The 25,128-nt window shown below is 70.7% G+C and carries 25 protein-coding genes; 9 read left to right on the forward strand and 16 right to left on the reverse strand.

Annotation, left to right across the window (positions count from 1 at the left end; all coding sequences use genetic code 11):
• Positions 1-4 precede the first annotated feature (4 nt).
• Positions 5-295: a hypothetical protein gene (locus AB0H93_RS19245; protein WP_358574181.1), complete on the reverse strand. Its 291-nt coding sequence runs from the start codon at positions 293-295 to the stop codon at positions 5-7.
• Positions 292-1,218 (reverse strand): 5-dehydro-4-deoxyglucarate dehydratase, encoded by a 927-nt coding sequence (kdgD, locus tag AB0H93_RS19250; protein ID WP_358574183.1) that lies wholly within the window; start codon positions 1,216-1,218, stop codon positions 292-294. Before kdgD ends, AB0H93_RS19245 begins: the two co-directional genes overlap by 4 nt.
• 111 nt (positions 1,219-1,329) lie before the next feature.
• On the opposite strand from kdgD, the gene AB0H93_RS19255 reads away from it, so the two are divergent.
• A complete protein-coding gene (locus AB0H93_RS19255) occupies positions 1,330-2,016 on the forward strand; it encodes a LysR family transcriptional regulator (protein ID WP_358574185.1) in 687 nt (228 codons plus the stop codon).
• 128 nt (positions 2,017-2,144) lie between these two features.
• On the opposite strand, the gene AB0H93_RS19260 is transcribed toward AB0H93_RS19255, so the two are convergent.
• Genes AB0H93_RS19260 through AB0H93_RS19270 form a run of 3 tightly spaced genes read right to left on the reverse strand, consistent with a single transcriptional unit; the run spans position 2,145 to position 5,124 of the window.
• On the reverse strand, positions 2,145-3,656 hold the full coding sequence (locus tag AB0H93_RS19260) for a tripartite tricarboxylate transporter permease (RefSeq protein ID WP_358574187.1): 1,512 nt from the start codon (positions 3,654-3,656) through the stop codon (positions 2,145-2,147).
• An 8-nt stretch (positions 3,657-3,664) separates the two neighbouring features.
• Entirely contained in the window at positions 3,665-4,129 is a 465-nt protein-coding gene (locus AB0H93_RS19265) for a tripartite tricarboxylate transporter TctB family protein (RefSeq protein WP_358574189.1), read from the reverse strand.
• The gene (locus AB0H93_RS19270) at positions 4,126-5,124 is read right to left on the reverse strand and encodes a tripartite tricarboxylate transporter substrate binding protein (RefSeq protein WP_358574352.1); all 999 of its coding nucleotides are present in this window, start codon (positions 5,122-5,124) and stop codon (positions 4,126-4,128) included. Before AB0H93_RS19270 ends, AB0H93_RS19265 begins: the two co-directional genes overlap by 4 nt.
• Positions 5,125-5,439: 315 nt before the next feature.
• Here AB0H93_RS19270 and AB0H93_RS19275 point away from each other — a divergent pair, with 315 nt between their 5' ends.
• On the forward strand, positions 5,440-6,594 hold the full coding sequence (locus tag AB0H93_RS19275) for a mandelate racemase/muconate lactonizing enzyme family protein (protein ID WP_358574191.1): 1,155 nt from the start codon (positions 5,440-5,442) through the stop codon (positions 6,592-6,594).
• Between the two features lie 12 nt (positions 6,595-6,606).
• On the opposite strand, the gene AB0H93_RS19280 is transcribed toward AB0H93_RS19275, so the two are convergent.
• Entirely contained in the window at positions 6,607-7,215 is a 609-nt protein-coding gene (locus tag AB0H93_RS19280) for a TetR family transcriptional regulator (RefSeq protein WP_358574193.1), read from the reverse strand.
• 104 nt (positions 7,216-7,319) lie between these two features.
• On the opposite strand from AB0H93_RS19280, the gene AB0H93_RS19285 reads away from it, so the two are divergent.
• Complete coding sequence (locus AB0H93_RS19285) at positions 7,320-8,096, forward strand: SDR family oxidoreductase (RefSeq protein WP_358574195.1); 777 nt, start codon at positions 7,320-7,322, stop codon at positions 8,094-8,096.
• 24 nt (positions 8,097-8,120) lie between these two features.
• Complete coding sequence (locus tag AB0H93_RS19290) at positions 8,121-9,509, forward strand: DUF1254 domain-containing protein (RefSeq protein WP_358574196.1); 1,389 nt, start codon at positions 8,121-8,123, stop codon at positions 9,507-9,509.
• Here the strand turns inward: AB0H93_RS19290 and AB0H93_RS19295 are convergent.
• Positions 9,496-10,674 (reverse strand): MFS transporter, encoded by a 1,179-nt coding sequence (locus tag AB0H93_RS19295; protein ID WP_358574197.1) that lies wholly within the window; start codon positions 10,672-10,674, stop codon positions 9,496-9,498. The two genes, AB0H93_RS19290 and AB0H93_RS19295, sit on opposite strands and share 14 nt — an antisense overlap.
• 156 nt (positions 10,675-10,830) lie before the next feature.
• Between AB0H93_RS19295 and AB0H93_RS19300 the strand changes: the two genes are divergently transcribed.
• Positions 10,831-11,298 carry a GNAT family N-acetyltransferase gene (locus AB0H93_RS19300; protein WP_358574354.1) on the forward strand — a complete coding sequence of 156 codons (468 nt, stop codon included), beginning with the start codon at positions 10,831-10,833 and terminating at the stop codon, positions 11,296-11,298.
• Between the two features lie 23 nt (positions 11,299-11,321).
• Positions 11,322-12,323, forward strand: a complete 1,002-nt coding sequence (locus AB0H93_RS19305; RefSeq protein WP_358574198.1) for a pseudouridine synthase — start codon at positions 11,322-11,324, stop codon at positions 12,321-12,323.
• Here AB0H93_RS19305 and AB0H93_RS19310 read toward each other — a convergent pair.
• The 5 genes from AB0H93_RS19310 to AB0H93_RS19330 form a co-directional block, all read right to left on the reverse strand.
• Positions 12,314-12,610 (reverse strand): YciI family protein, encoded by a 297-nt coding sequence (locus tag AB0H93_RS19310; RefSeq protein WP_358574200.1) that lies wholly within the window; start codon positions 12,608-12,610, stop codon positions 12,314-12,316. The two genes, AB0H93_RS19305 and AB0H93_RS19310, sit on opposite strands and share 10 nt — an antisense overlap.
• Before the next feature lie 74 nt (positions 12,611-12,684).
• Complete coding sequence (locus tag AB0H93_RS19315) at positions 12,685-14,022, reverse strand: TIGR00366 family protein (protein WP_358574201.1); 1,338 nt, start codon at positions 14,020-14,022, stop codon at positions 12,685-12,687.
• A 45-nt stretch (positions 14,023-14,067) separates the two neighbouring features.
• Positions 14,068-15,117, reverse strand: coding sequence for a cyclase family protein (locus tag AB0H93_RS19320; RefSeq protein ID WP_358574202.1), 1,050 nt, complete (start codon positions 15,115-15,117; stop codon positions 14,068-14,070).
• Positions 15,118-15,187: 70 nt separating this feature from the next.
• Positions 15,188-16,522: an MFS transporter gene (locus AB0H93_RS19325; RefSeq protein ID WP_358574203.1), complete on the reverse strand. Its 1,335-nt coding sequence runs from the start codon at positions 16,520-16,522 to the stop codon at positions 15,188-15,190.
• A gap of 177 nt (positions 16,523-16,699) precedes the next feature.
• Complete coding sequence (locus tag AB0H93_RS19330; RefSeq protein ID WP_358574204.1) at positions 16,700-17,614, reverse strand: LysR substrate-binding domain-containing protein; 915 nt, start codon at positions 17,612-17,614, stop codon at positions 16,700-16,702.
• 140 nt (positions 17,615-17,754) lie between these two features.
• On the opposite strand from AB0H93_RS19330, the gene AB0H93_RS19335 reads away from it, so the two are divergent.
• Together AB0H93_RS19335 and AB0H93_RS19340 are read left to right on the forward strand one after the other, a co-directional pair.
• Entirely contained in the window at positions 17,755-18,726 is a 972-nt protein-coding gene (locus tag AB0H93_RS19335) for a CoA-transferase (RefSeq protein WP_358574205.1), read from the forward strand.
• Between the two features lie 116 nt (positions 18,727-18,842).
• Positions 18,843-19,601: a CoA-transferase gene (locus AB0H93_RS19340; protein ID WP_358574206.1), complete on the forward strand. Its 759-nt coding sequence runs from the start codon at positions 18,843-18,845 to the stop codon at positions 19,599-19,601.
• 57 nt (positions 19,602-19,658) lie between these two features.
• Here AB0H93_RS19340 and AB0H93_RS19345 read toward each other — a convergent pair whose 3' ends face one another.
• The 3 genes from AB0H93_RS19345 to AB0H93_RS19355 all read right to left on the reverse strand — a co-directional run bounded on the left by AB0H93_RS19345 (position 19,659) and on the right by AB0H93_RS19355 (position 23,197).
• Positions 19,659-20,645 carry a zinc-binding dehydrogenase gene (locus AB0H93_RS19345; RefSeq protein ID WP_358574208.1) on the reverse strand — a complete coding sequence of 329 codons (987 nt, stop codon included), beginning with the start codon at positions 20,643-20,645 and terminating at the stop codon, positions 19,659-19,661.
• A 143-nt stretch (positions 20,646-20,788) separates the two neighbouring features.
• On the reverse strand, positions 20,789-22,045 hold the full coding sequence (locus tag AB0H93_RS19350; protein ID WP_358574209.1) for an SLC13 family permease: 1,257 nt from the start codon (positions 22,043-22,045) through the stop codon (positions 20,789-20,791).
• Positions 22,046-22,078: 33 nt separating this feature from the next.
• Complete coding sequence (locus AB0H93_RS19355) at positions 22,079-23,197, reverse strand: PrpF domain-containing protein (protein ID WP_358574210.1); 1,119 nt, start codon at positions 23,195-23,197, stop codon at positions 22,079-22,081.
• Positions 23,198-23,339: 142 nt separating this feature from the next.
• Between AB0H93_RS19355 and AB0H93_RS19360 the strand changes: the two genes are divergently transcribed.
• Positions 23,340-24,302 carry a LysR substrate-binding domain-containing protein gene (locus AB0H93_RS19360; protein ID WP_358574211.1) on the forward strand — a complete coding sequence of 321 codons (963 nt, stop codon included), beginning with the start codon at positions 23,340-23,342 and terminating at the stop codon, positions 24,300-24,302.
• A 38-nt stretch (positions 24,303-24,340) separates the two neighbouring features.
• Here the strand turns inward: AB0H93_RS19360 and AB0H93_RS19365 are convergent, their stop codons facing one another.
• Complete coding sequence (locus tag AB0H93_RS19365; protein ID WP_358574212.1) at positions 24,341-25,090, reverse strand: GntR family transcriptional regulator; 750 nt, start codon at positions 25,088-25,090, stop codon at positions 24,341-24,343.
• Positions 25,091-25,128: the final 38 nt, after the last annotated feature.

Here is a 25,128-nt window from a genome sequence, read left to right on the forward strand (position 1 = left end):
GCGGTCAGTGCTCGCCGAGCGCGCCGTCGATGCGGCGCCACGAGCCGTCGGGATTGTCGTCGGCCGGCGCGCCGGGGGGCAACGCCGCCGGACCGTCCTGGTGGGCGACCGGGCGGAGGAACCCGTCGATGGCGGCCGCGCCGACCGAGGTCACCCCGAAGTCCGATGTGGACGGGAACGGTCCGCCGTGGACCATCGCGTGGCCGAACGCCGGCTCCAGCTCGGCGCCGGTGGCCTGGGCTACCGCCCGCTCTCCCCCACCGCAGACCGGGATGCGGCCGGTCCGGTCGGTCATCGGGACTCCTCGGGCAGGCGCTCGACGAGTCCGGCCAGCAGCGCGAGCTCGGGCTCGCCGAGGTCGACCAGCGGCGGGCGCACGGGCCCGGCCGGGCGGCCGATGACCTTCATGCCCGCCTTCACGATGCTTACCGCGTAACCGGCGCGCCGGTTGCGGATGTCGCAGTACGGCAGCACGAAGTCGTCGAGGTACCGGTACACGGCGGCGCGGTCGTGGTCGCGCACCGCCCGGTAGAAGCGCATCGCGAACTCGGGCACGAAGTTGAACATCGCCGACGAGTACGTGGTGACGCCCAGCTCCAGGTACGGCAGCGCGAAGGTCTCTGCGGTGGGCAGGCCGCCGATGTAGGTGAGCCGGTCGCCCAGCCGCGAGTACAGGCGGGTCATCTTCTCGATGTTGCCGACCCCGTCCTTGAACCCGACCAGGTTCGGGCAGTCCTCGGCCAGCGCGGCGACGGTCGTCTCGTCGAAGACCGCGTTGGCGCGACTGTAGAGGATCACGCCGAGGCCGGTGGCCGCGCAGACCGCGCGGACGTGGGCGGCCAGCCCGTCCTGGTCCGCCTCGGTCAGGTACGGCGGCAGCAGGAGCAGGCCGTCGGCCCCCGCGCGTTCGGCGGAGCGGGCCATCTCGACGGCCATCGCGGTGCCGTACCCGGCCGGGGCGATCACCGGCACGCCCTCGGGCGCCTCCTGCGCGGCCGCGGTGACCACCGACTCGACTTCGGCCGGGGTCAGCGAGAAGAACTCACCGGTGCCGCCGGCCGCGAAGAGCCCGGCCGCCCCGAACCCGCCCAGCCAGCCGATGTTCTCCCGGTAGGCGGCCTCGTCGAAGCCGTGGTCTGGCCGGAAGTGCGTCACGGGGAACGACAACAGCCCGCCGGCCAGCTGCCGGGCCACATCGGTGGGCGAATACGCGGACATCGGCAGATCTCCTTCATCGGGCGGATTCATCTGACTGCGCCGGCCCTGGCGGCGGTGGGCACCGGTGGTCGCTCCCCGCGGCTCCGCCGGAGCGCCGCGCAGCGCCTGCGCATGACCCAGCCGCCGCTGACGCGGCAGATCCAGCAACTGGAGAAGGAGCTCAAGGTCCAGCTGTTCGACCGCACCAGCCGCACGGTGCGGCTGACGCCGGCCGGGCGCGCCTTCCTGCAGGACGCGCGACGCCTGCTGCACGAGGCCGAGAACGCCTCGTTGTCGGTGCGGCGGGTGACCTCGGGCCAGGCGGGCATCATCCGGATCGGCTTCACCGCGACCTCGGCGTACGGGGTGCTGGGCGGCTTGCTGGCGACCGTTCGCGAACACCTGCCGCAGGTGGACGTCGTGCTGCACGAGCTGGTCACCCGCGACCAGATCGACCGCCTGTCCGGCGGTTCCCTGGATCTCGGGCTGGCCCGCCCGCCCGCCGCGCGGCCCGAGCTGGAGTCGCGCCGGTTCCGCGCGGAACCGCTGCTGGCGGCCCTGCCCGCCGGGCATCCGCTCGCCGACGGCGCGAAACCCCTGGAGCTCGCCGAATTCCACGGCACCGACATGGTGATGTACTCCCCGACCGAGGCCCGGTACTTCCACGAACTGCTCGTCACCACCTTCGGCAACGCCGACGTGCAGCCGACCTACGTGCAGCACGTCAGCCAGATCCACACGGCCCTGGCGCTGGTCCAGGTCGGCCTCGGCACCGCCTTGGTGCCGGCACCGCGGCCCGGCTGCACTTCGAAGGCGTGACGTTCCGCGAAGTTGGGCTCCCCGAACCGAATCCCGTTGAACTGCACCTTGTTTGGCGCCGAACGAACGACAACCCAGCCCTGCACGCACTGCTCGACCTGCTGTGACCGGGGTCCGCCGCCCGCTCCTCATGCGTCTGCATCGGACGGCTGTCGTGGTCGGCGCCGGGACCGGATCAGCTTCTGCAGCAGCGGAAGCAGGACGACCAGGAGCAGCAGCGCGAACAGGATGGCGGAGATCGGCCTCGTGACGAAGCCGGCCGGGTCTCCGTCGAAGAGCAGCAGCGACCGGCGCAGCGAGGTTTCGAGCAGCGCGCCGAGCACGAAGGCCAGCACCAGCGGCCCGGGCTCGAAGCCGAACTTCTTCATCAAGTAGCCGAGGGCGCCGAAGGCGATCACCAGCCCGATGTCGAAGACGCTGTTGCGGACGGTGTACGCGCCCACCAGCGTGATCAGCACGGTGATCGGGGCGAGGACGGTGGCGCGCACGCGGAGGATCTGCACGAACAGCCCGACCAGCGGGATGCTCATGACCAGCAGCAGGATGTTCCCGACGTACATCGAGTTCACCACGCCCCAGAACAGTTCCGGCCGCTCGTCCACGAGCTGGGGCCCAGGGGTCACGCCCTGGATCAGCAGGGCGCCGAAGATCATCGCCATCGTCGCGTTCGCCGGGATGCCCAGCGTCAGCAGCGGGATGAACGACGACGTCGCGGCCGCGTTGTTCGCCGTCTCCGGCGCGGCCACGCCCTCGACCGCGCCGCTGCCGAACCGCTCCGGCGTCTTCGACCAGCGCTTCTCCAGCGCGTACGCCGCGAGCGAGGAGAGCGTGGCGCCGCCGCCCGGGAGCACTCCCAGCACGAACCCGAGCACCGAGCCCCGGCCGATCGCCCCCGCCGAGCGCCGGAGATCCACGCGGGACGGCCACGCGTTGGCCACCCGGGTGACCGCCGCCGCGCCCTGCCGCCGTTCCTCCAGGCCGTGGAGGATCTCGCCGAGCCCGAAGAGGCCCATCGCGATGGGGACGAAGTCGAGCCCGTCCGACAGCGGCAGCAAGCCGAAGGTGAACCGCTCGGCGCCGGTGAACGCGTCCCGGCCGACCACCGCCAGCAGCAGCCCGATGCAGGCGGCCACGACCGCCTTCAACCGGCCGCCGCTGCTCACGGTGGCGACCAGCAGGATGCCGAGCAGGGCGAGGGCGGTGTACTCGGGCGGCCCGAAGTCGAGCGCGAACCCGGCGATCAGGGGTGCCAGCACCGAAAGCACGACGATCGAGGCGGTGCCGCCGACGAACGACCCGATCGCCGCGATCCCGAGCGCGGTGCCGGCCTTGCCCTGCCGGGCCAGGGCGTGGCCGTCGAAGACGGTGACCACGGAGGACGCCTCGCCGGGCAGCCGCAGCAGCACCGACGTGATGGTGCCGCCGTACTGGGCGCCGTAGAAGATGCCGGCCAGCATGATGATCGCCGTCACCGGTTCGACGTCGAAGGTCAGCGGCAGCAGGATCGCGATCGTCGCGGCCGGGCCGAGACCGGGCAGCACCCCGACCAGCATCCCGATCACGACGCCGATCAGGCAGTAGAGCAGGTTGGTGGGTTCGAGGACGACGCCGAACCCGTCGAGCACCGGAGTCAGATCCATCGCCGCTCCTAGAACAGGTGGGGAATCGGCACGTTCAGGGCGCCGACGAAGATCAGGTAGAAGACCGCCACGATGCCGACGGCGCCGAGGACGGACAGCCGCCACGACTCGCGGCCGAGGAAGCGCAGCCACGCGAAGACCAGCAGCGCGCCCGGGATCTCGAACCCGATCACGCCGACCAGGGCGGCGAACCCGGCCATGCCGGCCACCGCGCCGAGCACCGGCAGGCCGGACGACGACAGCCCTTCGGCGTCGTTCGTGCGCCGCGCCAGCAGCGCGAGCACCACGCCGAGCGCCGCGATCGCGGCGCTGACCAGGAACGGCCAGGTTCCGGCGGACGGCGCGGCCGCACTGCCCAGGCCCAGCGCCCACGAACCGGCCATCCCGCTGCCGCCGATGCCGGCGATCACCAGCGCCACCACCAGGTTCGCGGCCGCGCCGGCCGGTTGACCGTCGCGCCGGGCATCGCTCACTTCGGCCCGCCGAGGTCGATGCCGTAGCGCTGGATAAGGGTTCGGTAGCTCTCCAGCGAGCCGGTCCACTCCTGCGCGACCTGCGCGCCGTCGACCTCGTGCGGGGTGAGCAGGTTGTCCTCGTTGAACTTCCGGTACCGCTCGGTGGCGAACGTCGTCCGGAACGCCTGGCGCAGCCGGTCCACGACCTCCCGGGGCGTGCCCTTCGGGGCGACGACCGCGCGGAACTGCGAAACCCGTACGTCGTAACCCTCTTCCACGGCCGTCGGGGTGTCCGGGAGGTACTGGTTGCGCTGCGCGGCGAAGGTGACCAGCGGGACCAGCTCGCCCGCCCGGATCTGGCCGATCGCCTCGCCGAGCTGGACGGAGGCGACGTCCACCTGGTCGCCGAGCACGGCGGTCATAGCGGGCGATCCGCCGTCGAACGGGACCGCGGTGCCGGCGATCCCCGCCTGCTTGAACAGCAGTTCCTGGGAGAGCTGGCTGCCGGTGCCGACGCCGGTGGTGCCGAACTTGAGGTTCCGGTGCGCGTCGACGAGGCCCCGCACCGACTTCAGGCCGGAGGCCGCGTTGGCGACCAGCACGTAGTCGTCCTGCGAAATCCCGGTGACCACCTCGAAATCGTCGATCGCGACGGCTTCCTGCGGCGCGGCCGCCAGCGGCGTGATCGCGGTCAGCGAGGCGTTGATGACCATGATGTGCTGACCGTCCGGCTGCTTCCCGGCGAGTTCCCCGGCGGCCAGGGCGCCGTTGGCGCCGGGCGTGTTGACCACGGGCATCGGGACGCCGAGGTCGTCGGCCGCGCCCTGGGCCAGCGCGCGGCCGATCAGGTCGGTGCTGCCGCCCGGGGCCTGGCCGATCGTCATGGTGACCGGCCCGCTCGGGAACTTCCCGCCGCCACCGCTGGAGAGGTTCCCGCCGCACGCGGCGAGCGACAGGGAAAGAGCCGCGGCGAGCACGGACACCGCCCCTCGGACTGGCGCCTTCGACATCACCTGGGTCAATGCCTTCTCCTTCGGTCCGCTGGGCCGCGCGCTCGGTGTGAGTGCCGTCACGGTGAGGAACGCTGCGCAGCCTAAGAGCGCGAAAAATGCGTGTCCATGGCTATTTCGGCATCGACCGATACCTTGCGCGCATCGCCGGGCGTCGCCGCCGCGCGAGCCGGGGTGGGGCCGGGCCGCCGAGTGTCCAATGCGGACCGGGTATTGATCGATGTCGAATCGGTGTTGGACCGGCATCGGTGCGCGAACCTAATGTCCTGGTCACCGCGGGGTGATCCGCGAAACCGCCGGAACGGAGAAGGAAGACCCATGACCACGACCGAATCCGCCACGCTGGACCGGATCACCGGAGTCAAGATCTCCTCCGTGACGCTGCCGCTACCCACCCCCATCAGCGACGCGAAGGTGCTGACCGGGCGGCAGCAGCCGATGACCGAGGTGGCGATGCTGTTCGCCGAGATCACCACCGCGGGCGGGCTGGAGGGCGTCGGCTTCAGCTACTCCAAGCGGGCCGGCGGCCCCGGCCAGTACGCGCACGCCCGCGAGATCGCCCCGGTGCTGCTCGGCGAAGACCCCAGCGACATCGCCAAGATCTGGGACAAGCTCGTCTGGGCGGGCGCCTCCGTCGGCCGCAGCGGCCTGTCGGTCCAGGCGATCGCCGCCTTCGACGTGGCGTTGTGGGACCTCAAGGCCAAGCGAGCGGGGCTGCCGCTGGCGAAACTCCTCGGCTCCCACCGGGATTCGGTGCGCTGCTACAACACCTCCGGCGGCTTCCTGCACGCGCCGATCGAGGAGGTCCTCGACCGCGCCGCGGAATCGGTGGCCAACGGCATCGGCGGCATCAAGATCAAGGTCGGGCATCCCGACAACGCCACCGACCTCGCCCGCGCGACCGCGGTGCGGGAGGAGATCGGCGCGGACGTCGCGCTGATGGTCGACGCCAACCAGCAGTGGGACCGGCCCACCGCGCGCCGCATGTGCCGCGCCCTGGAGCCGCTGAACCTGGTGTGGATCGAAGAGCCGCTGGACGCCTACGACTTCGAGGGGCACGCGGTGCTGGCCGCGAACTTCGACACCTCGATCGCCACCGGCGAGATGCTGACCAGCGCGGCCGAGCACCGCGAGCTCATCCACGCCGGCGGCGCCGACATCGTGCAACCGGATGCCCCGCGCGTCGGCGGCATCACGCAGTTCCTCAAGGTGATGACGCTGGCCGACGACCGGAACCTCCAGCTCGCGCCGCACTTCGCGATGGAGATCCACGTCCACCTCGCCGCGGCGTACGCCCGCGAGCCGTGGGTCGAGCACTTCGAGTGGCTGGACCCGCTGTTCGACGAGCACCTCGAGATCTCCGGCGGCCGGATGCACATCTCCAGCCGCCCCGGGCTCGGCGTGACGATCAGCGACCAGGCCCGCGCCTGGACCGTCGCGCACGAGGAATTCCGCGACCGGGGTCCGCTCTGAAGGCCGTAGCGGTCACAGGCGCTCGAACCGGATCACCGACAGCGCCGCCGCGGCCAGGTCGGTGACGTCGCCCCGTTCAGCGGGTTCGGGTTCGGAGGTGGCCCAGTATTCCAGTGCGACCGTCAGGGCACCGATCAGCGTGTGCGACAGCAACCTGGCTTCGAGGCCCTGCGGGTCGAGCCCGGCGCGTTCGCCGAGGACGGGACGCAACTCGTCGGTGAGCTCATGGGCCGCGACCATCCACCGCGCGCGAATTCCCGGCACCGAGGTCAGGACGACGAAGAGGTCCCTCGTGGGGACCACGTGAGCGTAACGATCCCGGCGGAACGCCTCTACGAACGCCGCATGCACGGACGTCTTCACCGGTTCTTCCGCGGGCCTGTCCGCCAGGTAGCCGACGAAGTCGCGGATACCGGCGACCACGATCGGGGTGAGCGCGTCCTCCTTGGCATCGCAATGCCGGTAGAAGGTTCGCACCGAGATTCCGGCGGCACGCGCGATGTCCTCCACCGAGGTCGCTTCGAACCCGCGCTCGAGGAACAGGCGGGCCGCGCCGGCCGCGATGTCCAGCTTCGTGGCCAGCCGCCGCCGATCCAGCAAGGACGACTCCGGTTCGGTCACTTCTCCTCCTGGGTGTGTCTTGACACACACTAGCATCGTGGCACAGGCTGGCGACCTGTCACAGATGCGCACCTCCTGCTTGATCGCCACGAAAGGGCAGAAGCATGCCCCGCACCTTCCTCGTCACCGGCAGCGCCTCCGGAATCGGCGCTGCGACCAGCGCACATCTACGCGAACAGGGCTCTCGGGTGATCGGCGCCGACCTGCGCGACGCCGACATCACCGCCGACCTCGCCACCGAAGCGGGGCGGGCCACGCTGGTCGACCGAGCCCACGACATGACCGGTGGTCGACTCGACGGCGTGATCGCGTGCGCCGGCATCGCGCTGTTCGACCCGCTGACGATCAGCGTCAACCACTTCGGCGCGGTCGCCGCCCTCGAAGGCCTGCGCCCGCTCCTCGCCCGCGGCACCGATCCTCGCGCGGTCGTGATCTCGTCGGTCGCGTCGCTGCACCCGACCGATCCCGGCATCGTCGACGCCGCACTCGCCGGCGACGAGGACGCCGCAGTGGCTGCCGCCCGCGCCGCGGTGGAGCGCGGCGACGGCGCGCAGGTATATGCGTCCTCGAAGGCCGCGATCGCGCGATGGGTGCGCCGAACCGCGATCACACCGGAATGGGCGGGCGCGGGAATACCGCTCAACGCCATCGCTCCCGGCACCATCGTCACGCCGATGATCCAGGACATGCTCGACACCGAAGCCGGTCGCCGGGCCATCGACGGCAGCGTCCCCATGCCACTGCACGGCCACGCCCGGCCCGAGCAGATCGCGCCGCTGCTCGCTTGGCTCACCTCCCCCGAGAACTCCCACATCACCGGCCAGGTGGTGTTCGTCGACGGCGGCGCCGACGCGGTCCTGCGCGGCGACCGGTCCTGGTAGCGGGGCCGCAGGAAGGAACGACGAATGGCACTTCACCGAAGCCGGGAACGGCGGACCGGACGCGTCATCTCGGCTGCCGCCATCTGCTCCGCACTGGTCGCTTCGGGCTGCGCCGGGACCGATCCGGCGTCACCCGATCTCGGAACCACCGTCGAAGAAGCCTACGCATACGCATTCCCGCTGTACGAACTGGCGCGGCATCGGTGGAACGCGCTCGAAACACCCGGCAGCAGAACCGCCACGACCCTGAACGCCTTCGCGCACTCCCGGTCGCTTCCCGGTCCCGACGACACCTGGGCGAACGGGCCGAGCGAAGACGTGCTGTACTCGACCGCCTGGCTGGATCTCGCACAAGGCCCGGTCCACCTCGACACCCCGGACACGGGGGACCGCTTCTACGTGCTGACCCTGATCGACTTCTACTCCAACACCTTCTTCTACGCCGGCGAACGCACGACGGGGACGCAGGCGCAGAAGTACTTCGTCGTCGGGCCGGACTGGCAGGGGCAGGCGCCTGCGGACGCGACATTGGTGCGCGCATCGACCAACGACGTGTACGTCAACCTGCGGATCCAGACCGACGGCCCCGCCGATCAGGCCGCGACGAACGCCGTGCAGGACGGATTCCGGTTCACCCCGGCGCAACCGGCGCCCCGACCCGGACCGAAGCGGATCCGGCCCGTCGAAGGTGATCCGAAGAGCTACGTCGACGTCGTCAACCAGATGATGGCCCTCGATCCACCACCCGCCGAGGAGGCTGGGCTCGTCGACCGGTTCCGCGAGGTCGGCATCTGCGGATCCGGATGCGGCTGGGACGGCTTGCCGGCAGCGGCGAAAGCAGCGTGGACGACGGAATTCCCCAGCCTGGGCCGCTACTTCGAACGGCTCGAGAAGGCCGGCCGCGCAACGGGCTGGACCGACTACAGCTCGCCCGGGAACCTCCTCGGCACCACCGAGCAGAAGGATCACGACCTGCGCGCGTTCGCGCTCGCGACCGGCGGCGGCACGCTCGGAATGTCCAGGGAAGAGGCCAACTACTGGATAACCTTCACCGACGCCGCCGGCGCGCCGCTGCGCGGCACGCAGAACTACGTTCTGCGCCTCCCGCCCGGCGGCATCCCGTCGAATGCCTTCTGGTCGATCACCCTGTACGAGGTTCGCGACAACGGCCAGTTCCCCACGCCGAACCCCATCGACCGCTACGTCATCAGCAGCCAGACCCGGGGGCTGGTCACCAATCCCGACGGAACCATCGATATCGCAGTGCAAGCCACCGAACCCGCGCAGCAGACCGCGAACTGGCTACCGAGCCCTTCGAACGGGAAGAACTTCATCCTGTTCGCCCGGTCTTACGTCCCGGGCCCAGAAGTGCTGGCGGGCAAGTTCACCATGCCACCGGTCAGCCCGCGCTAGGGCGCCGGCGCGGCAGGCGCGACGCCAGCAGCACGATCAGCACCCCCGCGAACGGGACGACCACCAGGCCGAGGCGCAGGCTGACCGCGTCCGCGAGCAGCCCGACGACCGGCGGACCGGCCAGGATGCCCAGCCGGTAGACCCAGCCGACGACCGCGATCCCGGTTCCGCCCGGCAGTCCGGGGAGCTCGTCGGCCGCGTGGAACCCGGCCGGGATGATCGTGGCGACGCCCCAGCCGGCCAGCGCGAATCCGGCCAGCGTGCTCGGGACCGACGGCCACACGAGCGCCGAGCCGACGCCGACGAGCACCGCGATGCCGCCGATGCGCGCGACCGCCCGGTTGCCGAACCGGTCCACCAGGCGATCACCGGAGAGCCGGCCGACCGTCTGCGCCGCTTGCAGCGCGACGAACGCCATGCCCGCGAGAACCGGCGCGGCATCCAGCGAATCACGCAGGTACACCGCGCCCCAGGACGCCGCGGTGTCCTCGACCAGCGCCGCCGCGGCGCACAGCGCGCCCAGCGCCAGCAACGCGAGCAGCAGCTTGAAGCGCGGTCTCCCCCGGTGCCCGCCCGTGCGCTCGGCGTCATCCCGGCCGGGCAGCAGGAACCGGGCGCAGACGACCGCAGCGGCGGCCAGGACGACGGCGGCCGCCGTCAGGTGCGCGGGCAGCGGCAGGGCCGCCCCGGCGGCCAGCGAGCCCGCCGCGCCGCCGATGATCGCGCCGACGCTCCACATCCCGTGGAAGGAGTTGACGATCGACCGCCCGTAGCGCCGCTGCACCCGCAGCCCGTGCGCGTTCATCGCCACGTCCACGATCGCGTCCATCGCACCCGCGAGGAAGAACGCCGCCGCCAGCTGCCACCAGTGCCCCACGAACCCGATCAGCACGAGATCCGCCGCCAGCAGCACCGAGCAGCCGACCGCGACGACCGCCGACCGCCAGCGGGCCAGGATCGGCCCGGCCAGCAGGCCGGCGACCAGCGAGCCCAGCGGCAGCGCCGCGATCGCCGTGCCCAGCGCGGCGTTGGACAGGGCCAGGGCGTCCTTGAGCTCCGGGTAGCGGGGCACGACGCTGGCGAAGCTCGCCCCGTTGACCAGGAACAGCGTGGCCACCGCCAACCGCGCCGCCACCGGCCGCCGATCCGTCGCGACCTCGGGCATACCCGTCCTTCCTCCGGCGTCCCCGACGATCATGCCAAGACCCGCCGGCGCGCGCCGCCGGTTTTCGCGCTCCCCCACGCCGCCGAGTTAGGGTCAGGTGGGGTGAATCCAACTGCCGAGTCCACAGTGGAGGATCAGTTGAGCGTGCCGGTCGAGCTGTCCACCGGGTCCGGGACGTACCTGCTGCGCCGGGCGACCGGCGATGATCTCGGGCCGATCGTCGGATTGCTGGCCGCCGACCAGCTCGGCTCGACCCGGGAGTCCGCCGCCGACCTGACCCCCTACCAGCGGGCTTTCGAGGCGATCGAGGCCGATCCCGCGCAGCTGCTGCTGGTGGCCGCGACGCCGGGCGGCGAGGTCGTGGCGACCATGCAGCTGACGTTCATCCCCGGGCTGGCCCGGCGGGGCGCGCTGCGCGCGCAGATCGAAGCGGTCCGCGTCCACGAGCGGCACCGCAGCCGCGGCCTCGGGCGCGTGATGTTCGACTGGGCCATCGCCGAGTCCCGCCGACGCGGCTGCGCCCTGGTCCAGCTGACCACGGACAGGCAGCGCTCCGGTGCGCACCGCTTCTACGACCGGCTCGGGTTCGAGGCCTCGCACGTGGGCTACAAGCTCCGGCTGTGACCGCCGGTTAGGCTGGCGGGGCGATGCGACGCAAGCTCAGATCGCCGCTGCCCCAGCGGCACGGCCTGGACCCTGTCCGGTTGCGACTGCCCACCGACGGCCACTGGGCCACCGTCCGGGACCACCTCGTCGACCGGATACCGAAGCTCGCCCCGGAACGCATCGACGCCATGCTCCGCGAGGGCCGGATCGTCGGCGTCGACGGCCCGCTCGCGCCCGACGCGCCGTACGCGCCGGGCGGGTTCGTCTGGTTCCACCGCGACCTGCCCGACGAGACGCCGGTGCCGTTCGCCCTGGACGTCGTGCACCGCGACGACGGCCTGCTGGTCGTGGACAAGCCGCACTTCCTGGCCACCACGCCGCGCGGCGGGCACGTCGTGGAGACGGCGCTGGTGCGGCTGCGGCGCGACCTGGACCTGCCGCAGCTCAGCCCGGCGCACCGGCTGGACCGCCTGACCGCGGGGCTGGTCATGTTCGTGCTCAGGCCCGAGCTGCGCGGCGCCTACCAGACCCTGTTCCACGACCGCCTGGTGCACAAGGAGTACGAGGCCGTCGCCCGCTTCGATCCCGGGCTGGCGATGCCGCGCACGGTGCGCAGCCGGATCGTCAAGCACCGCGGCGTGCTCGCCGCCCAGGAAGAACACGGCGAGCCGAACAGCGAAACGCGCATCGAGCTGATCGAGCACCGCGACGGCCTTGGCCGGTACCGGCTGCTGCCGCGCACCGGCCGGACCCACCAGCTGCGGGTGCACCTCAACGGCCTCGGCATCCCGATCCTCGGCGACGACCTCTACCCCGTCGTCCGCGACCGCGCCGCCGACGACTTCACCGCGCCCCTCCAGCTCCTCGCCCGGGCGCTGGAGTTCACCGACCCGATCAGCGGCCGGCGGCGCCGCTTCGAGACCCGCCGGAGCCTGGCGACCTGGTCCGATGTGGACGGTCATTCGGCTCCGGCCGCCTGCACCGCGAACCGAGCGGCTTCCTCGCCATCCGCGCCCGGCCCGGCTCGTGAGGACTACAGGTAGCCCTTGCCGTCGAGGTAGGCCTTGCGCCAGCGGAGGATCTTGGTGTCGGCGAACAGCCCGGCCTTCGCGAAGGGGTCCGCGGCGATGAACTCCTCGGCCGCCGCCCGGGTTTCGACGTCGAGCAGGTAGACGCCGCCGGTGGCCGCATCGCCGTCGTCGGCCAGCTTCGCGCCGCAGGCCAGCAGCAGCTCCTTGTGCTCCTCGAGGAACGCCAGGTGCGCGGGGCGGTTGTCCAGCCGCACCTGCTGGTGGTCCGGCTTGTCGAATGTTTCGATGAAATAAGGCATTTCACTCTCCTAGTCGGACAGCGACCCGGTGCGCCCGGCACCACAGCGGGCGCACCGGGCCGGCGAACAACGGCTCAGCCGAGGAATCCCCAGAGCAGGATCGCGGCGATGTAGATCAAGCCGACCCAGAACATCATGATCACCGTGTAACCCATGACGTCCTTGAGGCGCAGCCGCGACAGCGCCAGCGCGGGCAGGATCCAGAACGGCTGCACCAGGTCGTTCCAGGCGTTGCCGAGCATGACCGACATCGCCACGTCGGGCATCGGCGCGCCGATCGCGTTGGCCGCGTCGACCATGAACGGGCCCTGGATGACCCAGTGGCCGCCGCCGGAGGGCGCGAAGAAGTTGATGACGAACGAGCTGATCAGGCCCCAGAACCCGAGAGTCTCCGGGGTGGAGATGTCCACGAACACCTGCGAGATCGTGCCCACCAGCCCGGAGGCGGCCATGATCGCCATGATGCCCGCGTAGAACGGGTACTGCAGGACGATGCCGGAGATCGTCTTGATGCCCTCACCGAGCTTCGCGACGTAGGCCTGCGGCGTGCCCAGCAGCAGGATGCCCAGGAACAGGATGAAGAAGTTCACCAGGTTCAGGTCCGCCGCGCCGCCCTTGACGAAGTAGACGACCACGTAGACCATGCCGAGCGCGCCGATCAGCAGGCTCAGGACGCGGCTGTTGTTCAGCCGCGACGCGACGGTGACGCCGCCGAAGTCCGCGGACTCGACGGCCGCGGACTTGCTCTCGGTGTGCAGCGCCGGGTCGATCTCCTTGACCGGCTGGCCGGGCTTGGGGTGCAGCATCGCGTTGAGGACCGGCAGCGTGATCAGCACGGCGAGCGCGGTCAGCAGCATCGGCAGCGAGAAGATCGTCTGCCCCAGGGCGATGACGCCCATCTTGCTCTCCAGCGAGTGCCCGCTGGTGGAGATGGTCAGCGGGATCGTCGCCGACAACCCCAGGCCGTACATGGTGAACCCGCTGTAGGCGGCGGCGATGATCAGCGGGTAGTGCACGCCGGGCACCTTCAGCGCCAGCTTCTTCGCCACGATCCCGCCGATGACCAGGCCGAAGCCCCAGTTCAGGTAGGAGCCGACGGCGCCGATCAGGGTGGCGACCGCGACGGCCGTGCGCGGCTGGTGCACCCGGGCGACCACCGCGTCGAGCAGCCGGTCGGTCACCGGCGCGCTGGCCAGCACGTACCCCATGGCCAGGATGACGGCCATCTGGGTGGTGAACGACAGCAGGTTCCAGAACCCGTCGCCCCACGCCTCGGTGATCTCGAGGAAGCCCTTGCCCTCCACCGTCAGCGCCAGCAGCAGGGTCAGGAAGGTCAGCCCGATGGCGAACACGAACGGATCGGGCAGGTACCGGCGCATCAGCTCGGTGAAGAAGTTGGCGATCTTGGTCATCTGTGCTTTCCCTAGCGCGCCGGGGCCTTCCCGGTGCGAAATGTTTCAGAGCGTGGCCACCGGGGTGACCGGCGAACCGGCCGCGCCCGGCAGGTTCAGCGGCGGGGCGGTGAGCAGGAAGCGGCTGCGGCCGCTCGCCCGCAGGTGTCCGGCGAGCGGCGTGAGCCGCCACAGCTCGCCGAGGTGCACGCCGAGCTTGAACAGGCAGTGCTCGTGCAGCGGCAGCACGGCGTTGGGGCCCGGCGCCGCCGGGGCGGGGAACGCCTCCACCGCGTAGTTGTCGGCCACCAGCGCGGCCAGTCCCGACTCGGTGATCCAGCGCAGCAGCTCCGGGTCGCGTCCGTTGAGGACGGCGCCGAACCCGTGCAGCACGTCCGGATCGGGATTCCCCTGCATCGACAGCACCTTCTCGGCGAAGCCGGTGTGCAGGCAGACGATGTCGCCTGGTTCGACGACCACGTCGTCGGCGGCCATGATCTCGGCGAGCGCATCGAAGCCGACGAGGGTGCGCTCACCGCCGAGGTGGGCGTGCAGGTCGATCAGCACGGCCCGGCCCTGCACCGCTTTCCGCGCCATGTGGTCGATCCCGAGCGGCCCGGCCGACGACGTGCTGGCGCCGTGCAGGGTCTGCATGCCCGCGTCGTCGGGCCCGGCCGGACCGACGACGTGCTCCGCGGCGCGGAAACCGTTGTAGAACACCGGTTCCGCAACTCCGTCACCGTCTGCGTCGAACATCGAACCGGCGTGCGCCAGCGAGTCCCACTGCGTCGAGTACTGCAGGTGCAGGACGGCGAGGTCGTCGCAGAGCACATCGGTGTGCCCGGGGTCGATGCGATCCATCTCGAAGTTGTAGTTGACCTCGCCGGCGCGCCGGTTCGGCCGCAGGACCGGCGGGAACCGGTTGGGGTTCAGCGCGGTTCCGCCGGGCAGGTCCAGCGGCAGGCTCAGGCAGTGGGTGACGCCCTCGACGACCTCGGCCACGCCCTCCCGGACCTTCTCCGGCGTGAGCAGGTTCAGCCGCCCCAGGTTGTCGTCCGGCCCGAAATCGCCCCAGTTGGACCCCTCGGGACGCCGCACCCAACGCGGATTCTCCATCTGTGCCTCCAGAAGAACGGGATGCGCAGCTTCCCCGCCGGACGGGGAAGCCGCACCCGGTCGCGCCCGGTTACGCGGGAACCGCCTCGGCGCGCGGCGCCTGGTCGGCCCCGGCACGCTCGTCGTAGTTCGGGCGGCGCAGCAGCAACAGCATGCAGCCGAGGGTCAGCACCACCTGGAAGATCGCGTAGGCGATCACCGCGGTGATCGAACCGGACAGGTTCAGCAGGAACTGGCCGACGATCGGCGTCGTGCCGCCGAGCAGCGTGCCGCACATCTGGTAGCACAGCGAGATGCCGGTGTAGCGCACGTGCGCCGGGAACCGGCTGGCGAGCATGCCCGCCAGGGCCGCGTAGTACAGGCAGTGCGGGATCGTCGCGATCGCCACGCCGAACATCGCCAGCCCGTAGTTCTCGGTGCCGATCAGCACGAACATCAGCGGCAGCAGCACGACCTCGGGCAGCAGCATCACGGTCACCGCGCGGGACCAGCTGCGCATCTTGGTGGCGATGACGGCGCCGAAGGGCTGCACGATGATCTGGGTGATGTTGGCGACCAGGATGATCGTCAGGAACGAGCTCTTGTCGAAGCTGAGGTGGCTGGTGGCCCAGGACAGCGCGAAGGTCGACTTGAAGTAGGTCGCCGACAGGCCGATCGTGCAGGCCCCGATGCCCAGCGCCAGCAGCGCAGGGTGCGAGCGGACGACCTCCCACACCGGCAGCTTGGCGACCTTCTTGCGCTCGATGAGGTTCGCCATCGCCGGCGACTCGGTGACCCGCATCCGGATGAACAGGCCGACCAGCACCAGCAGCGCCGAGGCCAGGAACGGGACGCGCCAGCCCCAGCCCAGGAACGCCTCGTCCGGGAGCTGGCTGATGGCCAGGAAGCTGACCGTGCTCAGGGTGTTGCCGACCGGCGAGCCCTGCTGGGCGAACGCGCCGTACAGGATGGACTTGCCCTTGGGCGCGTGCTCCGAGGCGATCAGCACCGAGCCGCCCCACTCGCCGCCGAGGCCGATGCCCTGCACCATGCGGATGGTCACCAGCAGGATCGGCGCCCACACGCCGATCTGGGCGTAGCCGGGCAGCACGCCGATCAGGGTCGTCGAGATGCCCATCAGCAGCAGCGTGATGACCAGGGTCTTCTTGCGGCCCAGCCGGTCGCCGATGTGGCCGAAGATGACGCCGCCGATCGGGCGGGCCAGGAAGCCGACCCAGAAGGTCGCGAACGCGACCAGGGTGCCGATCGCACCGTCGAGCTCCGGGAAGAAGACCTTGTCGAAGACCAGGGCCGAGGCCGTGCCGTAGATGTAGAAGTCGAACCACTCGATGGTCGAGCCGATGAAGGCCCCGATCCCGGCGCGGTTGGCCGTTCGGCTCTGTTCGCGCGCGTTGGCCGCACCCATGCATTCTCCCTTGAAGCTCGGTGCCGGCGGGCGTCCTCGAACGGCGCCCGCGTCCCGATGTGATGGCGGTAACCGTGCCACCCAAACCTAGACGTGTCCAATACAGAATCAGTGCAACAGTGAGACGTCAGGCTTATTAATTCGCGGGAACGCCCCAGGTGAGCAGCACTCCGGCGATCAGCCGCCCGCTGGCGTGGGCAGGGCTTCTTCGGCGATGCCGAGCACGGTGCGCAGGGCCGCGGAGGTGTTGTCGGTGCGCCAGGCCAGCGCCGCGTGCAGCAGCTTCGGCGCGCCCGCCAGCGGCCGGTAGACCGTGCCGGTCTGCTGGATGTGCTGGCAGGACGTCAGCGTCAGCGTGACGCCGACGCCCGCGGCCACCAGCGCGAGGATGGTGTAGGAATCCGGCGCCTCCTGGACCACGCGCGGGTTGAACCCGGCGGACACGCACGCCTTGACCAGCGCGTCGCGCACCGTGGACCCGGCGTTGGACGGGAAGCTGACGAACGGCTCGTCGGCGAGGTCCTCGATCGCGATGCGCTCCCGCCCGGCCAGCGGGTGGTCCGTCGGCAGCGCGCAGATCAGCTCCTCCACCTCGATCACCCGGGTCTGCACGCCCGGGGTCGGCGAGCCGACCTGGTTGACCGGCAGCCGCACGAAACCCAGGTCCAGCGAGCCGTCGGCGACCTTCGCCAGCGCCACGTTCGCGTAGGTCTGGCCGCGCATCACCAGCTCCAGGCCGGGATGCGCGGCGCGCACCGCGCGGGTCAGCCGGGGCAGCGACTCGTGGCTGGAGGCGCCGGCGAAGCCGACGGTGACCCGCCCGTACTCGCCGCGGCCGGCGGCCTTCGCGGCGCGCACCGCGATGTCGACGTCGTCTAGCGCCGTGCGGGCGGGCTCCAGGAACGACTCGCCGGCGCTGGTGAGCCGGACCGAGCGGGTGTTGCGCTCGAAGAGCTGGACGCCGAGCTCCTTCTCCAGCTGGCGGATCTGCTGGCTCAGCGGCGGCTGCGCCATCTGCAGCCGCTTGGCTGCGCGGCCGAAGTGGAGTTCCTCGGCGACGGCGACGAATGCGGTGAGGTAGCGCAACTCCACGGTCGACCTCTGTTCACCCCGGAACCCGGGGAATCCATAAGAAATGACTCTTGATCCGACACTAATTCAGTATTAGACAGCTATCAATGCCGCCTGGCAATGTGCTGTGCATTCGAAGCGCACACCGAGGAGCCCCGACGATGCAGAACCCGGTCGCCGAGTCGACGACGCCGGTCCCGCGGCCCGACAAGACCATGACGATGCGGGACGCGATCGCCGCGTTCGTCCCGGACGGGGCGACGGTGGCGCTGGAGGGCTTCACGCACCTGATCCCCACCGCGGCCGGGCACGAGATCATCCGGCAGGGCCGCAAGGACCTCACCGTCGCGCGGATGACCGCCGACATCGTGACCGATCAGCTCATCGCCGGCGGCTGCGTCCGCAAGCTCGTCTCGTCGTTCGTCGGCAACTCCACCGCCGGCTCGCTCGGCGAGCTGCGCCGCCGCATCGAGACCGGGCAGCCCGCGCCGCTGGAGTTCGAGGAGTACAGCCACTACGGGATGATCTGCCGGTACCTCGCCGGCGCCCAGCGGCTGCCGTTCTACCCGCTGCGCTCCTACGGCGGCAGCGACGTGCCGGCGGTGAACCCCGGCATCCGCAAGGTGACCTCGCCGTTCCCGGGCCCGGACGGCGAAGCGGAGCAGATCTACGTGGTGCCGCCGCTGAACCCGGACGTCACGATCGTGCACGCGCAGCGCGCCGACCGGGCCGGCAACACCCAGATCTGGGGCCTGACCGGCATCCAGGCCGAGGCCGTCTACGCCGCGAAGCACGCGATCATCGTGGTCGAGGAGGTGGTGGCCGACGAGGTGATCCGCTCCGACCCCAACCGCACGGTCATCCCGGCGCACGCGGTGGACGCGGTGGTGGAGTGCCCGCGCGGCGCGCACCCGGCCTTCGCGCAGGGCTACTACGACCGGGACGGCGACTTCTACCGCGGCTGGTCGCACATCAGCAAGGATCCCGAGCGGCTGCAGGCCTGGCTGGACGAGTGGATCCGCGGCACCCGCGACCACGCCGAGTACCTCGAGAAGCTCGGCGCCGAGCACTGGGCGGGCCTGGCGGTGGGCGAGGCGTGGAGCGAACCGGTCAACTACGGGCGCCGGCTCTGACGGGCAGAACGAAAGGATTTGTCGTGATGAACGCTGTGTCCACCAGTTCTACGGGGTCCACCAGTTCTACGGGGTCCACCAGTTCTACGGGGTCCACCGGTTCGACGGGGTCCACTGTGGCCGTTACGTCCTCCGAGCTGCTCGCCGCGGTCGCGTCGCGGGAGCTGGCCGGCAAGAACACCGTCTTCGCCGGGATCGGGCTGCCGACGCTGGCGGTGTCGCTGGCGCAGCTGACCGTCGCGCCCGGCATCGAGATCGTCTACGAGTCCGGGGTGTGCGGGGCGCACCCGTCGCAGCTGCCGGAGACGATCGCCGACGCGGTGCTGATCACCGATTCCGAAGCGGTGCTGCCGATGACGGCGCTGTTCGGCTACGTCCTGCAGGGCGGCCGGATCGACGTCGGGTTCCTCGGCGCGGCGCAGATCGACAGGTGGGGCAACCTGAACTCGTCGGTCATCGGCGACTGGTACGCGCCGAAGGTGCGGCTGCCCGGCTCGGGCGGGGCGATGGAGGTGATGGCCAACTCCCGCGAGGTGTTCGTGGTGATGCGCCGCCACGACCCGCGTTCCTTCATGTCCGAACTGGACTTCTGCACCTCGCCGGGCCCGGACCGGGCGCTGCAGGACGGGATCCGGCCGCTGGGCGCGGGCGTCACGCGGGTGATCACCGACCTCGGCATCCTGGCGCGCGACGGAGTCGGCGAGGAGCTGCGGCTGGTGGCGACGCACCCCGGCGTCACGGTGGACCAGGTCCGCGCGGCGACCGGCTGGGACCTCCAGGTGGCCGACGAGCTGACCACCATCGAGCCGCCCACGGCGGCGGAACTCCGCCTGCTCCGCGAGGACGTCGACCCGGACCGGGTCTACCTCCGCTGACCCGGCTCGTGAGTGCTTCGGGCTGCTACAACAGCCCAAAGTGCTCACGAGTCCTGATCATGCGCCCGGCTGCACCTGGAGCAGGGTCTTGCCGATCGCCTGGCGGTTCTGCATCGCCGCGTGGGCGTCGGCGGCGCGCTCCAGCGGGAAGGTCTGGCCGATGGTCGGGGTCAGCAATCCCGCCGACGCTTGGGAAAGCGCTCGTTCCTTGCGCGGGCGCGCGGTCGCCGCGAAGCCGAAGAGCTGGTCGAGGCCGATCACGGTGACCTCGCGGCGCCCGGCCTCCACCCCGTCGATCTCGCTCGGCGCGCCGCTGGAGGCGCCGTGCACCGAGAACCGCCCGCCGCGCGCGGTCAGCTCGAACGCCTCCCGGCCGATGGTTCCGCCGATGCCGTCGAAGACCAGGTCCGGGCCCCGGCCGTCCGTCGCCGCCAGGACCTGTTCGCGCCAACCGGATTCCGAGTAGTCGACCGCCAGCTCGGCTCCCAGCGAGAGCACCAGCTCGCGCTTGCGCTCGCCCCTCGCCGCGCCGATGACGCGCGCGCCGGCGGCGCATGCCAGCTGCACCAGCAGGCTGCCGACGCCGCCACCGGCCGCCTCGACGAGCACCCACTCCCCCGGCTTGATCGCCGCGTTTTCGGCCAGGCCGATCGCCGTGGCGCCGTCGTCGAACAGCGCCGCCGCCTGCGCGAGCCCCAGCCCGTCCGGGACCGGGAACAGCGCGTCCTCGTCGGCGACCGCCTTCTCGGCGTTCCCGCCGAGCCCGTCGGCGGTGTGCGCGACCACCCGGCGGCCGGTCCAGCTCGCGTCGACGCCGTCGCCGGCCGAAAACACCGTTCCGGCCACCGTCGCGCCGGGCACGTACGGCAGCTCCGGCAGCGGTGGTCCCGGCGAGAAGCCCTGGCGCAGCTGGGTTTGGACGAAGTCGATGGCGGCGACCTCGACGCCGATCACGACCTGCCCGGCCCCGGCGACCGGATCGGGCGCCTCCCCCGCGACGAGCACCTCAGGCCCACCGAACTCGCTCACCCGCACAACCCGCATGACCACTCCTCAGCACTCCGTTGACTGCGCACCAAATCTCCAACTTCAACCGCACTGGAGATCATCCGACTGTGACGCGTATCTCACATCGCAAAGAACAGCGGGGCCTGAGCCCTGGCATGGGCTCCGGCTCCGCCGCGCGATCACATCGAGGAGGGCAGCACCAGGAAGCCCCATGCCAGGATCGGGCCGGCACCCACGATTCCCGCCGTGTAACCGATGATCTGCCTGTAGAAGCGGTCCCGGTCCACACCGCGGGCGTTGCTGAGCACCAGGGCACCGTTCGTCGAGAACGGCGAGGTGTCGACGATCGTGGTGGAGATCGCCAGCGCCGCCACCAGGCCGACCGCGCTGATGTGGCTGGCCAGCAGCAGGGGCACGGCGATCGGGATGATCGCGGTGAGGATCGCCGTCGAAGAGGCGAACGCCGAGACGATCGCGACCACGAAGCACAGCAGCAGGGCCACGAACAGCGGCGCGCCCATGCCCGCCGCACCGTGCGAGACGGCCTCGATGGTGCCCGCCTTCTCCAGGATCTCCACATAGGTGACCATGCCCGCGACCAGCAGGATCGTGGACCAGCTGATGCCCTCGACCGCCTTGGACTGGTTCTTGATGTCGACCAGCGTCAGTACGGTGGCCGCCAGCAGCGCGAGGAACCCGATCTCCAGGTGGAACACCAGGGCACCGACGACCAGCCCGGCCAACGCGACCAGCGTGACCCCCTGCCGCCAGGTGAGCTCGCCGAACGACAGCTCCGGCTCGTCGGGCTCATCGGGCGCGACTTCCTGGACCCGCCGCTTGGCGAATCCGCCCAGCAGGAAGAAGGTGATCAGCGACAGCAGGAAGTTGAAGCCGAAGCTGGCCAGGAACAACAGGTGCGGCGCCACGTGCAGCGGCGTCTCGTCGACCATGCCCAGCACCAGGGCGCCGGAGACGGCGATCGGCGAGAACGCACCTGCGTGCGCACCGCTGATCACCAGCATGCCGACCATCAACTGGCTGATGCCGAAGCGGTAGGCGAAGTTCATGCCGACCGGCGCCAGGAGCGCCACCGCGGCCGGGGTGAACGTGCCGAACGCGGTGAGCACGGCGGCCACCACGAACAGCACCCAGGGAATCAGCGCGGCCTTGCCGCGCACGAGTTTGATCCCGGCGCGCACCAGCACGTCGATCGTGCCGTTGCGCTGGGCGACCGAGAACAGGTAGGTGACACCGACGATCGTCACGAACAGCGAGACGGGGAAACCTTCGAAGATCTCGTCCTCGGACAGCCCCAGCGAGGCGGTGCCGACGACGAACGCGCCGATGAAGGCGAGGATCCCGATGTTGATGGGCAGCACGGTGGCCACGACGAACATGACGCCGAGCGCACCGATGGAGATCATTTCGGCAGACATCGTTGTCCTATGCGGTTGGGGATCGGGCGGATGTTAGGCCGGGATGAGGTCCGGAACCAAGATGTCGGCGTCGCAGAGGATGCGAGCGGCTCGCCGAACGGTGACCCGGCGGGGCGTTGACCCGGCGAGATCACCGCAGGTGACGGCGACGACACCGGCCGGAGTTCCGATTCGCAGCGTCGGACCGGTGCTCGCCGACGCGCCGCGCACGACGGTTCCGCCGAGGAGGTTCGCCACGGCGATGCCGACGGCGGAGGTGAGCCCGATGGCGGGGTGCGGCGCGTTCATGGACAGCATCCGCACGGCCACGTCGTAATCCTCGGCGGCGATCACGTCGCCCATGGTCGTCCGGTAGGCCGCGGGTTTGCCGACGATGCCGACCTTCGGCACGGCGTCGTTCGGCTCGGCACCGGGTTCGGCCAGGCCCATGCGCCGCGCCGCCTCGTGCCGGACCGCGCGCAGGGGTTCGACGAGCTCGCGCATCTCGGTGAGCGATTCCACCGCGGTGCGGCCGATTCCGGCAGCGTCGAGCAGCACCATCGGCGCCCCGGCGTCGATCATGCTGACCGTCGCGGGAAGCCTGCCCCAGGTCAGCTGGCCGGCGACTTCGCCGGTCGGGGTGACCGATCCGGTGGTGCGCCCGGCCGGATCGAGGAAGGTCAGGCCGACCGCGACTCCCCCGGCCCGGGTGCCCGGGACCGTCTGGGTGCCGAACTCGTGGACGCGGCCGCCGGCGGTGTCCACTTCGGCCTCCAGGACGGCGCCGGTGTTGGTGTTGCGCAGCACCACGCGGGTGAGATCACCGGTCACGGGCACGAAGCCGCGGGCCACGGCCCACAGCGCGATCGCGGTGGCGCAGTTGCCGCAGTTGCTGCCCCATTCCACCCGCCCGATCCCGATGCCGACCTGGCCGAACAAGTACTCGACGTCGACTCCGGGGGCGTCGGAGGCGCGGACGATGGCCGCCTTCGACGTGGTGGGGGTCGCGCCGCCCACGCCGTCCAACTGCACCGGATCGGCGGCCCCGTAGGCGTTGACGAGCAAGCCCTCAAGACTGTCCACAGTGGAGTAAACAGTGGCAGGGAGTGCCGACTCGTCGAAGAGCCAGCACTTGCTGGTGCCGCCGCGCACCAGCGTTGCGGATACGTGCACTGGAACGTTCTTCCTACTCAGGTGGGTTCGTCGGCGTTCACCCTGACAAGACCGAGCATTCAGTACAATGTTCAAGTCCTTACGCTGGCTTAAGCAGCGCTAACAGCTGGCCCGGCGGCCCGGGTCGGCGGGAGGGAGCCCCATGCTGGACGTTCGGCGCGTGTTGTTGCTGGTCGAGGCCGCCGATCGCGGCTCCCTCACGGCGGCCGCCGAGTCGTTGATGATCACGCCCTCCGCGGCCTCCCAGCAGATGTCCCGGCTGGAAGCGGAGGTCGGCCAACCGCTGCTGTACCGGCTGCCCCGCGGCGTGCAGCTCACCGACGCGGGCCGGGCGCTCGCCGAGCGCGGCCGCGCGATCCGCCGCGAACTGCGCGGCGCGCAGGCGGATCTGGATTCACTGGCCAGGTTGGACCAGGGCACGTTGCGGCTGGGCTCGTTCCCGACGGCCAGCGCCTCGCTGCTGCCGCTGGCGTTGACGCGCTTCTCCCGCAAGCACCCCGGAATGCGCACCAGCGTCCGCTCGGCGCTGTTCGCCGAGCTGATGGAGTTGTTGCACACCGGCGAAATCGAGCTCGCGATGCTGTGGGACTACGAGTGGGGCCGCATCGACGACACGTCGCTGGAAGTCGACCACCTGCTGGACGACCCGACGGTGCTGGTGGTGCCGGCGAACTCGGAACTGCTCGACGAACCCGCCATCGGGCTGGCGGACCTGGCCGAGCACAAGTGGATCATCCGCGCGGACAACCACCCGGTGGCCGAGGTGCTGCGGCGCAGCTGCCGGCTTGCGGGGTTCGAGCCGATGATCTCCTACGAATCGCATGACTACCAGGAGGCGCAGGCGATGGTCGCGGCCGGTCTCGGCATCGCGATCGCGCCACGGCTGGCCCTGACCAACCGTCGCCACGACGTGCGGCTGGTCAACTTCGCCACCGACGTCCCGGCGCCGACGAGACGAATCCTGTTGGCACGGCTGGCGAACCGAACGCCGACCCCGGCGACGGTGGCGATGACGGAGATCCTGCACGCGGTGTCGCAGAAGTTCACCGACACCAACCTGCACCTCGCCCAGCTCGGCACCGTCCGGGCGAGGAGCACGTCATGAAGTCCACAATGGATGCCCGCGCACGGGAGCAGCCAGGCTCAGCGGACGTTGCGGCGGAGGCGGACCCGGTAGGAGTAGTGCTCCGGGAGGAAGTAGCTGACCGCCAGCTCCACGGGTTCGCCCGTCGTCGACTGGTACATGCGGTCGATGCGCAGCAGCGGGCGTTGCGGCTCGCAATCCAGGTGTTCGGCGATCTCCGGGGTTGCCATGCCCACCGTGATGCTCTGCTCCGCCTCCGCGATCGGATCGGTCAGCCGGTCGTCGAGCAGCCCGATGATCGTCACGCCGCTGCGCGCGCCGGGCTCGGTCAGCTCCGGCACCGATTCGACGAGCTTGCCCACCGCCGGCGGCAGGAACACCGTCGTCAGGCAGAACGGCACGTCGTCGTGCAGCCGCCGGAACTCCAGTGTGTGCACCCGGTCGGACTGCAGCCGCAGGCGGCCCGCGGCGTCCAGGTCGACCTGCTGGCGCAGCGGGGTGATCAGCTCCATCGTGGTGTCGATCGACAGGCCCATCAGGTCGTCGATGGAGCCGAACTGGCGCAGGTACTGCTCTTCCCGCGGCGCCGCGAAGGTGCCGCGCCCCGGGATCCGGTAGACCATGCCCTCGGCGACGAGGTCCTGGAAGGCGCGGCGGACCGTCTGCCTGCTGACGCGGTGCGTCTCGGCGAGCTCCGCCTCGGTGGGCAGCCGTTTGCCCTCGGGGTAGTCGTGCTGCAGGATCGCCGCCCGCAGCTCCCGCGCTAGGCGCAGGTACGCGCTCTCCCGGCCATCGGTCCGCTGTGCCACCTTCACCTCCCGGCTTGTCGCCCTTGACCGTAGCGGAA

Source organism: Saccharopolyspora sp. NPDC050642 (genome assembly GCF_040654735.1).
In the GTDB taxonomy this organism is placed as follows: Bacteria; Actinomycetota; Actinomycetes; order Mycobacteriales; family Pseudonocardiaceae; genus Saccharopolyspora; species Saccharopolyspora elongata.

Excerpts from the sequence above, each read along its gene's own strand:
- AB0H93_RS19245 (WP_358574181.1), bottom strand. The coding sequence starts at position 295 with ATGACCGACCGGACCGGCCGCATCCCGGTCTGCGGTGGGGGAGAGCGG.
- kdgD (WP_358574183.1), bottom strand. The coding sequence starts at position 1,218 with ATGTCCGCGTATTCGCCCACCGATGTGGCCCGGCAGCTGGCCGGCGGG.
- AB0H93_RS19255 (WP_358574185.1), top strand. The coding sequence starts at position 1,330 with ATGACCCAGCCGCCGCTGACGCGGCAGATCCAGCAACTGGAGAAGGAG.
- AB0H93_RS19260 (WP_358574187.1), bottom strand. The coding sequence starts at position 3,656 with ATGGATCTGACTCCGGTGCTCGACGGGTTCGGCGTCGTCCTCGAACCC.
- AB0H93_RS19275 (WP_358574191.1), top strand. The coding sequence starts at position 5,440 with ATGACCACGACCGAATCCGCCACGCTGGACCGGATCACCGGAGTCAAG.
- AB0H93_RS19285 (WP_358574195.1), top strand. The coding sequence starts at position 7,320 with ATGCCCCGCACCTTCCTCGTCACCGGCAGCGCCTCCGGAATCGGCGCT.
- AB0H93_RS19290 (WP_358574196.1), top strand. The coding sequence starts at position 8,121 with ATGGCACTTCACCGAAGCCGGGAACGGCGGACCGGACGCGTCATCTCG.
- AB0H93_RS19295 (WP_358574197.1), bottom strand. The coding sequence starts at position 10,674 with ATGCCCGAGGTCGCGACGGATCGGCGGCCGGTGGCGGCGCGGTTGGCG.
- AB0H93_RS19305 (WP_358574198.1), top strand. The coding sequence starts at position 11,322 with ATGCGACGCAAGCTCAGATCGCCGCTGCCCCAGCGGCACGGCCTGGAC.
- AB0H93_RS19310 (WP_358574200.1), bottom strand. The coding sequence starts at position 12,610 with ATGCCTTATTTCATCGAAACATTCGACAAGCCGGACCACCAGCAGGTG.
- AB0H93_RS19315 (WP_358574201.1), bottom strand. The coding sequence starts at position 14,022 with ATGACCAAGATCGCCAACTTCTTCACCGAGCTGATGCGCCGGTACCTG.
- AB0H93_RS19320 (WP_358574202.1), bottom strand. The coding sequence starts at position 15,117 with ATGGAGAATCCGCGTTGGGTGCGGCGTCCCGAGGGGTCCAACTGGGGC.
- AB0H93_RS19325 (WP_358574203.1), bottom strand. The coding sequence starts at position 16,522 with ATGGGTGCGGCCAACGCGCGCGAACAGAGCCGAACGGCCAACCGCGCC.
- AB0H93_RS19335 (WP_358574205.1), top strand. The coding sequence starts at position 17,755 with ATGCAGAACCCGGTCGCCGAGTCGACGACGCCGGTCCCGCGGCCCGAC.
- AB0H93_RS19345 (WP_358574208.1), bottom strand. The coding sequence starts at position 20,645 with ATGCGGGTTGTGCGGGTGAGCGAGTTCGGTGGGCCTGAGGTGCTCGTC.
- AB0H93_RS19350 (WP_358574209.1), bottom strand. The coding sequence starts at position 22,045 with ATGTCTGCCGAAATGATCTCCATCGGTGCGCTCGGCGTCATGTTCGTC.
- AB0H93_RS19360 (WP_358574211.1), top strand. The coding sequence starts at position 23,340 with ATGCTGGACGTTCGGCGCGTGTTGTTGCTGGTCGAGGCCGCCGATCGC.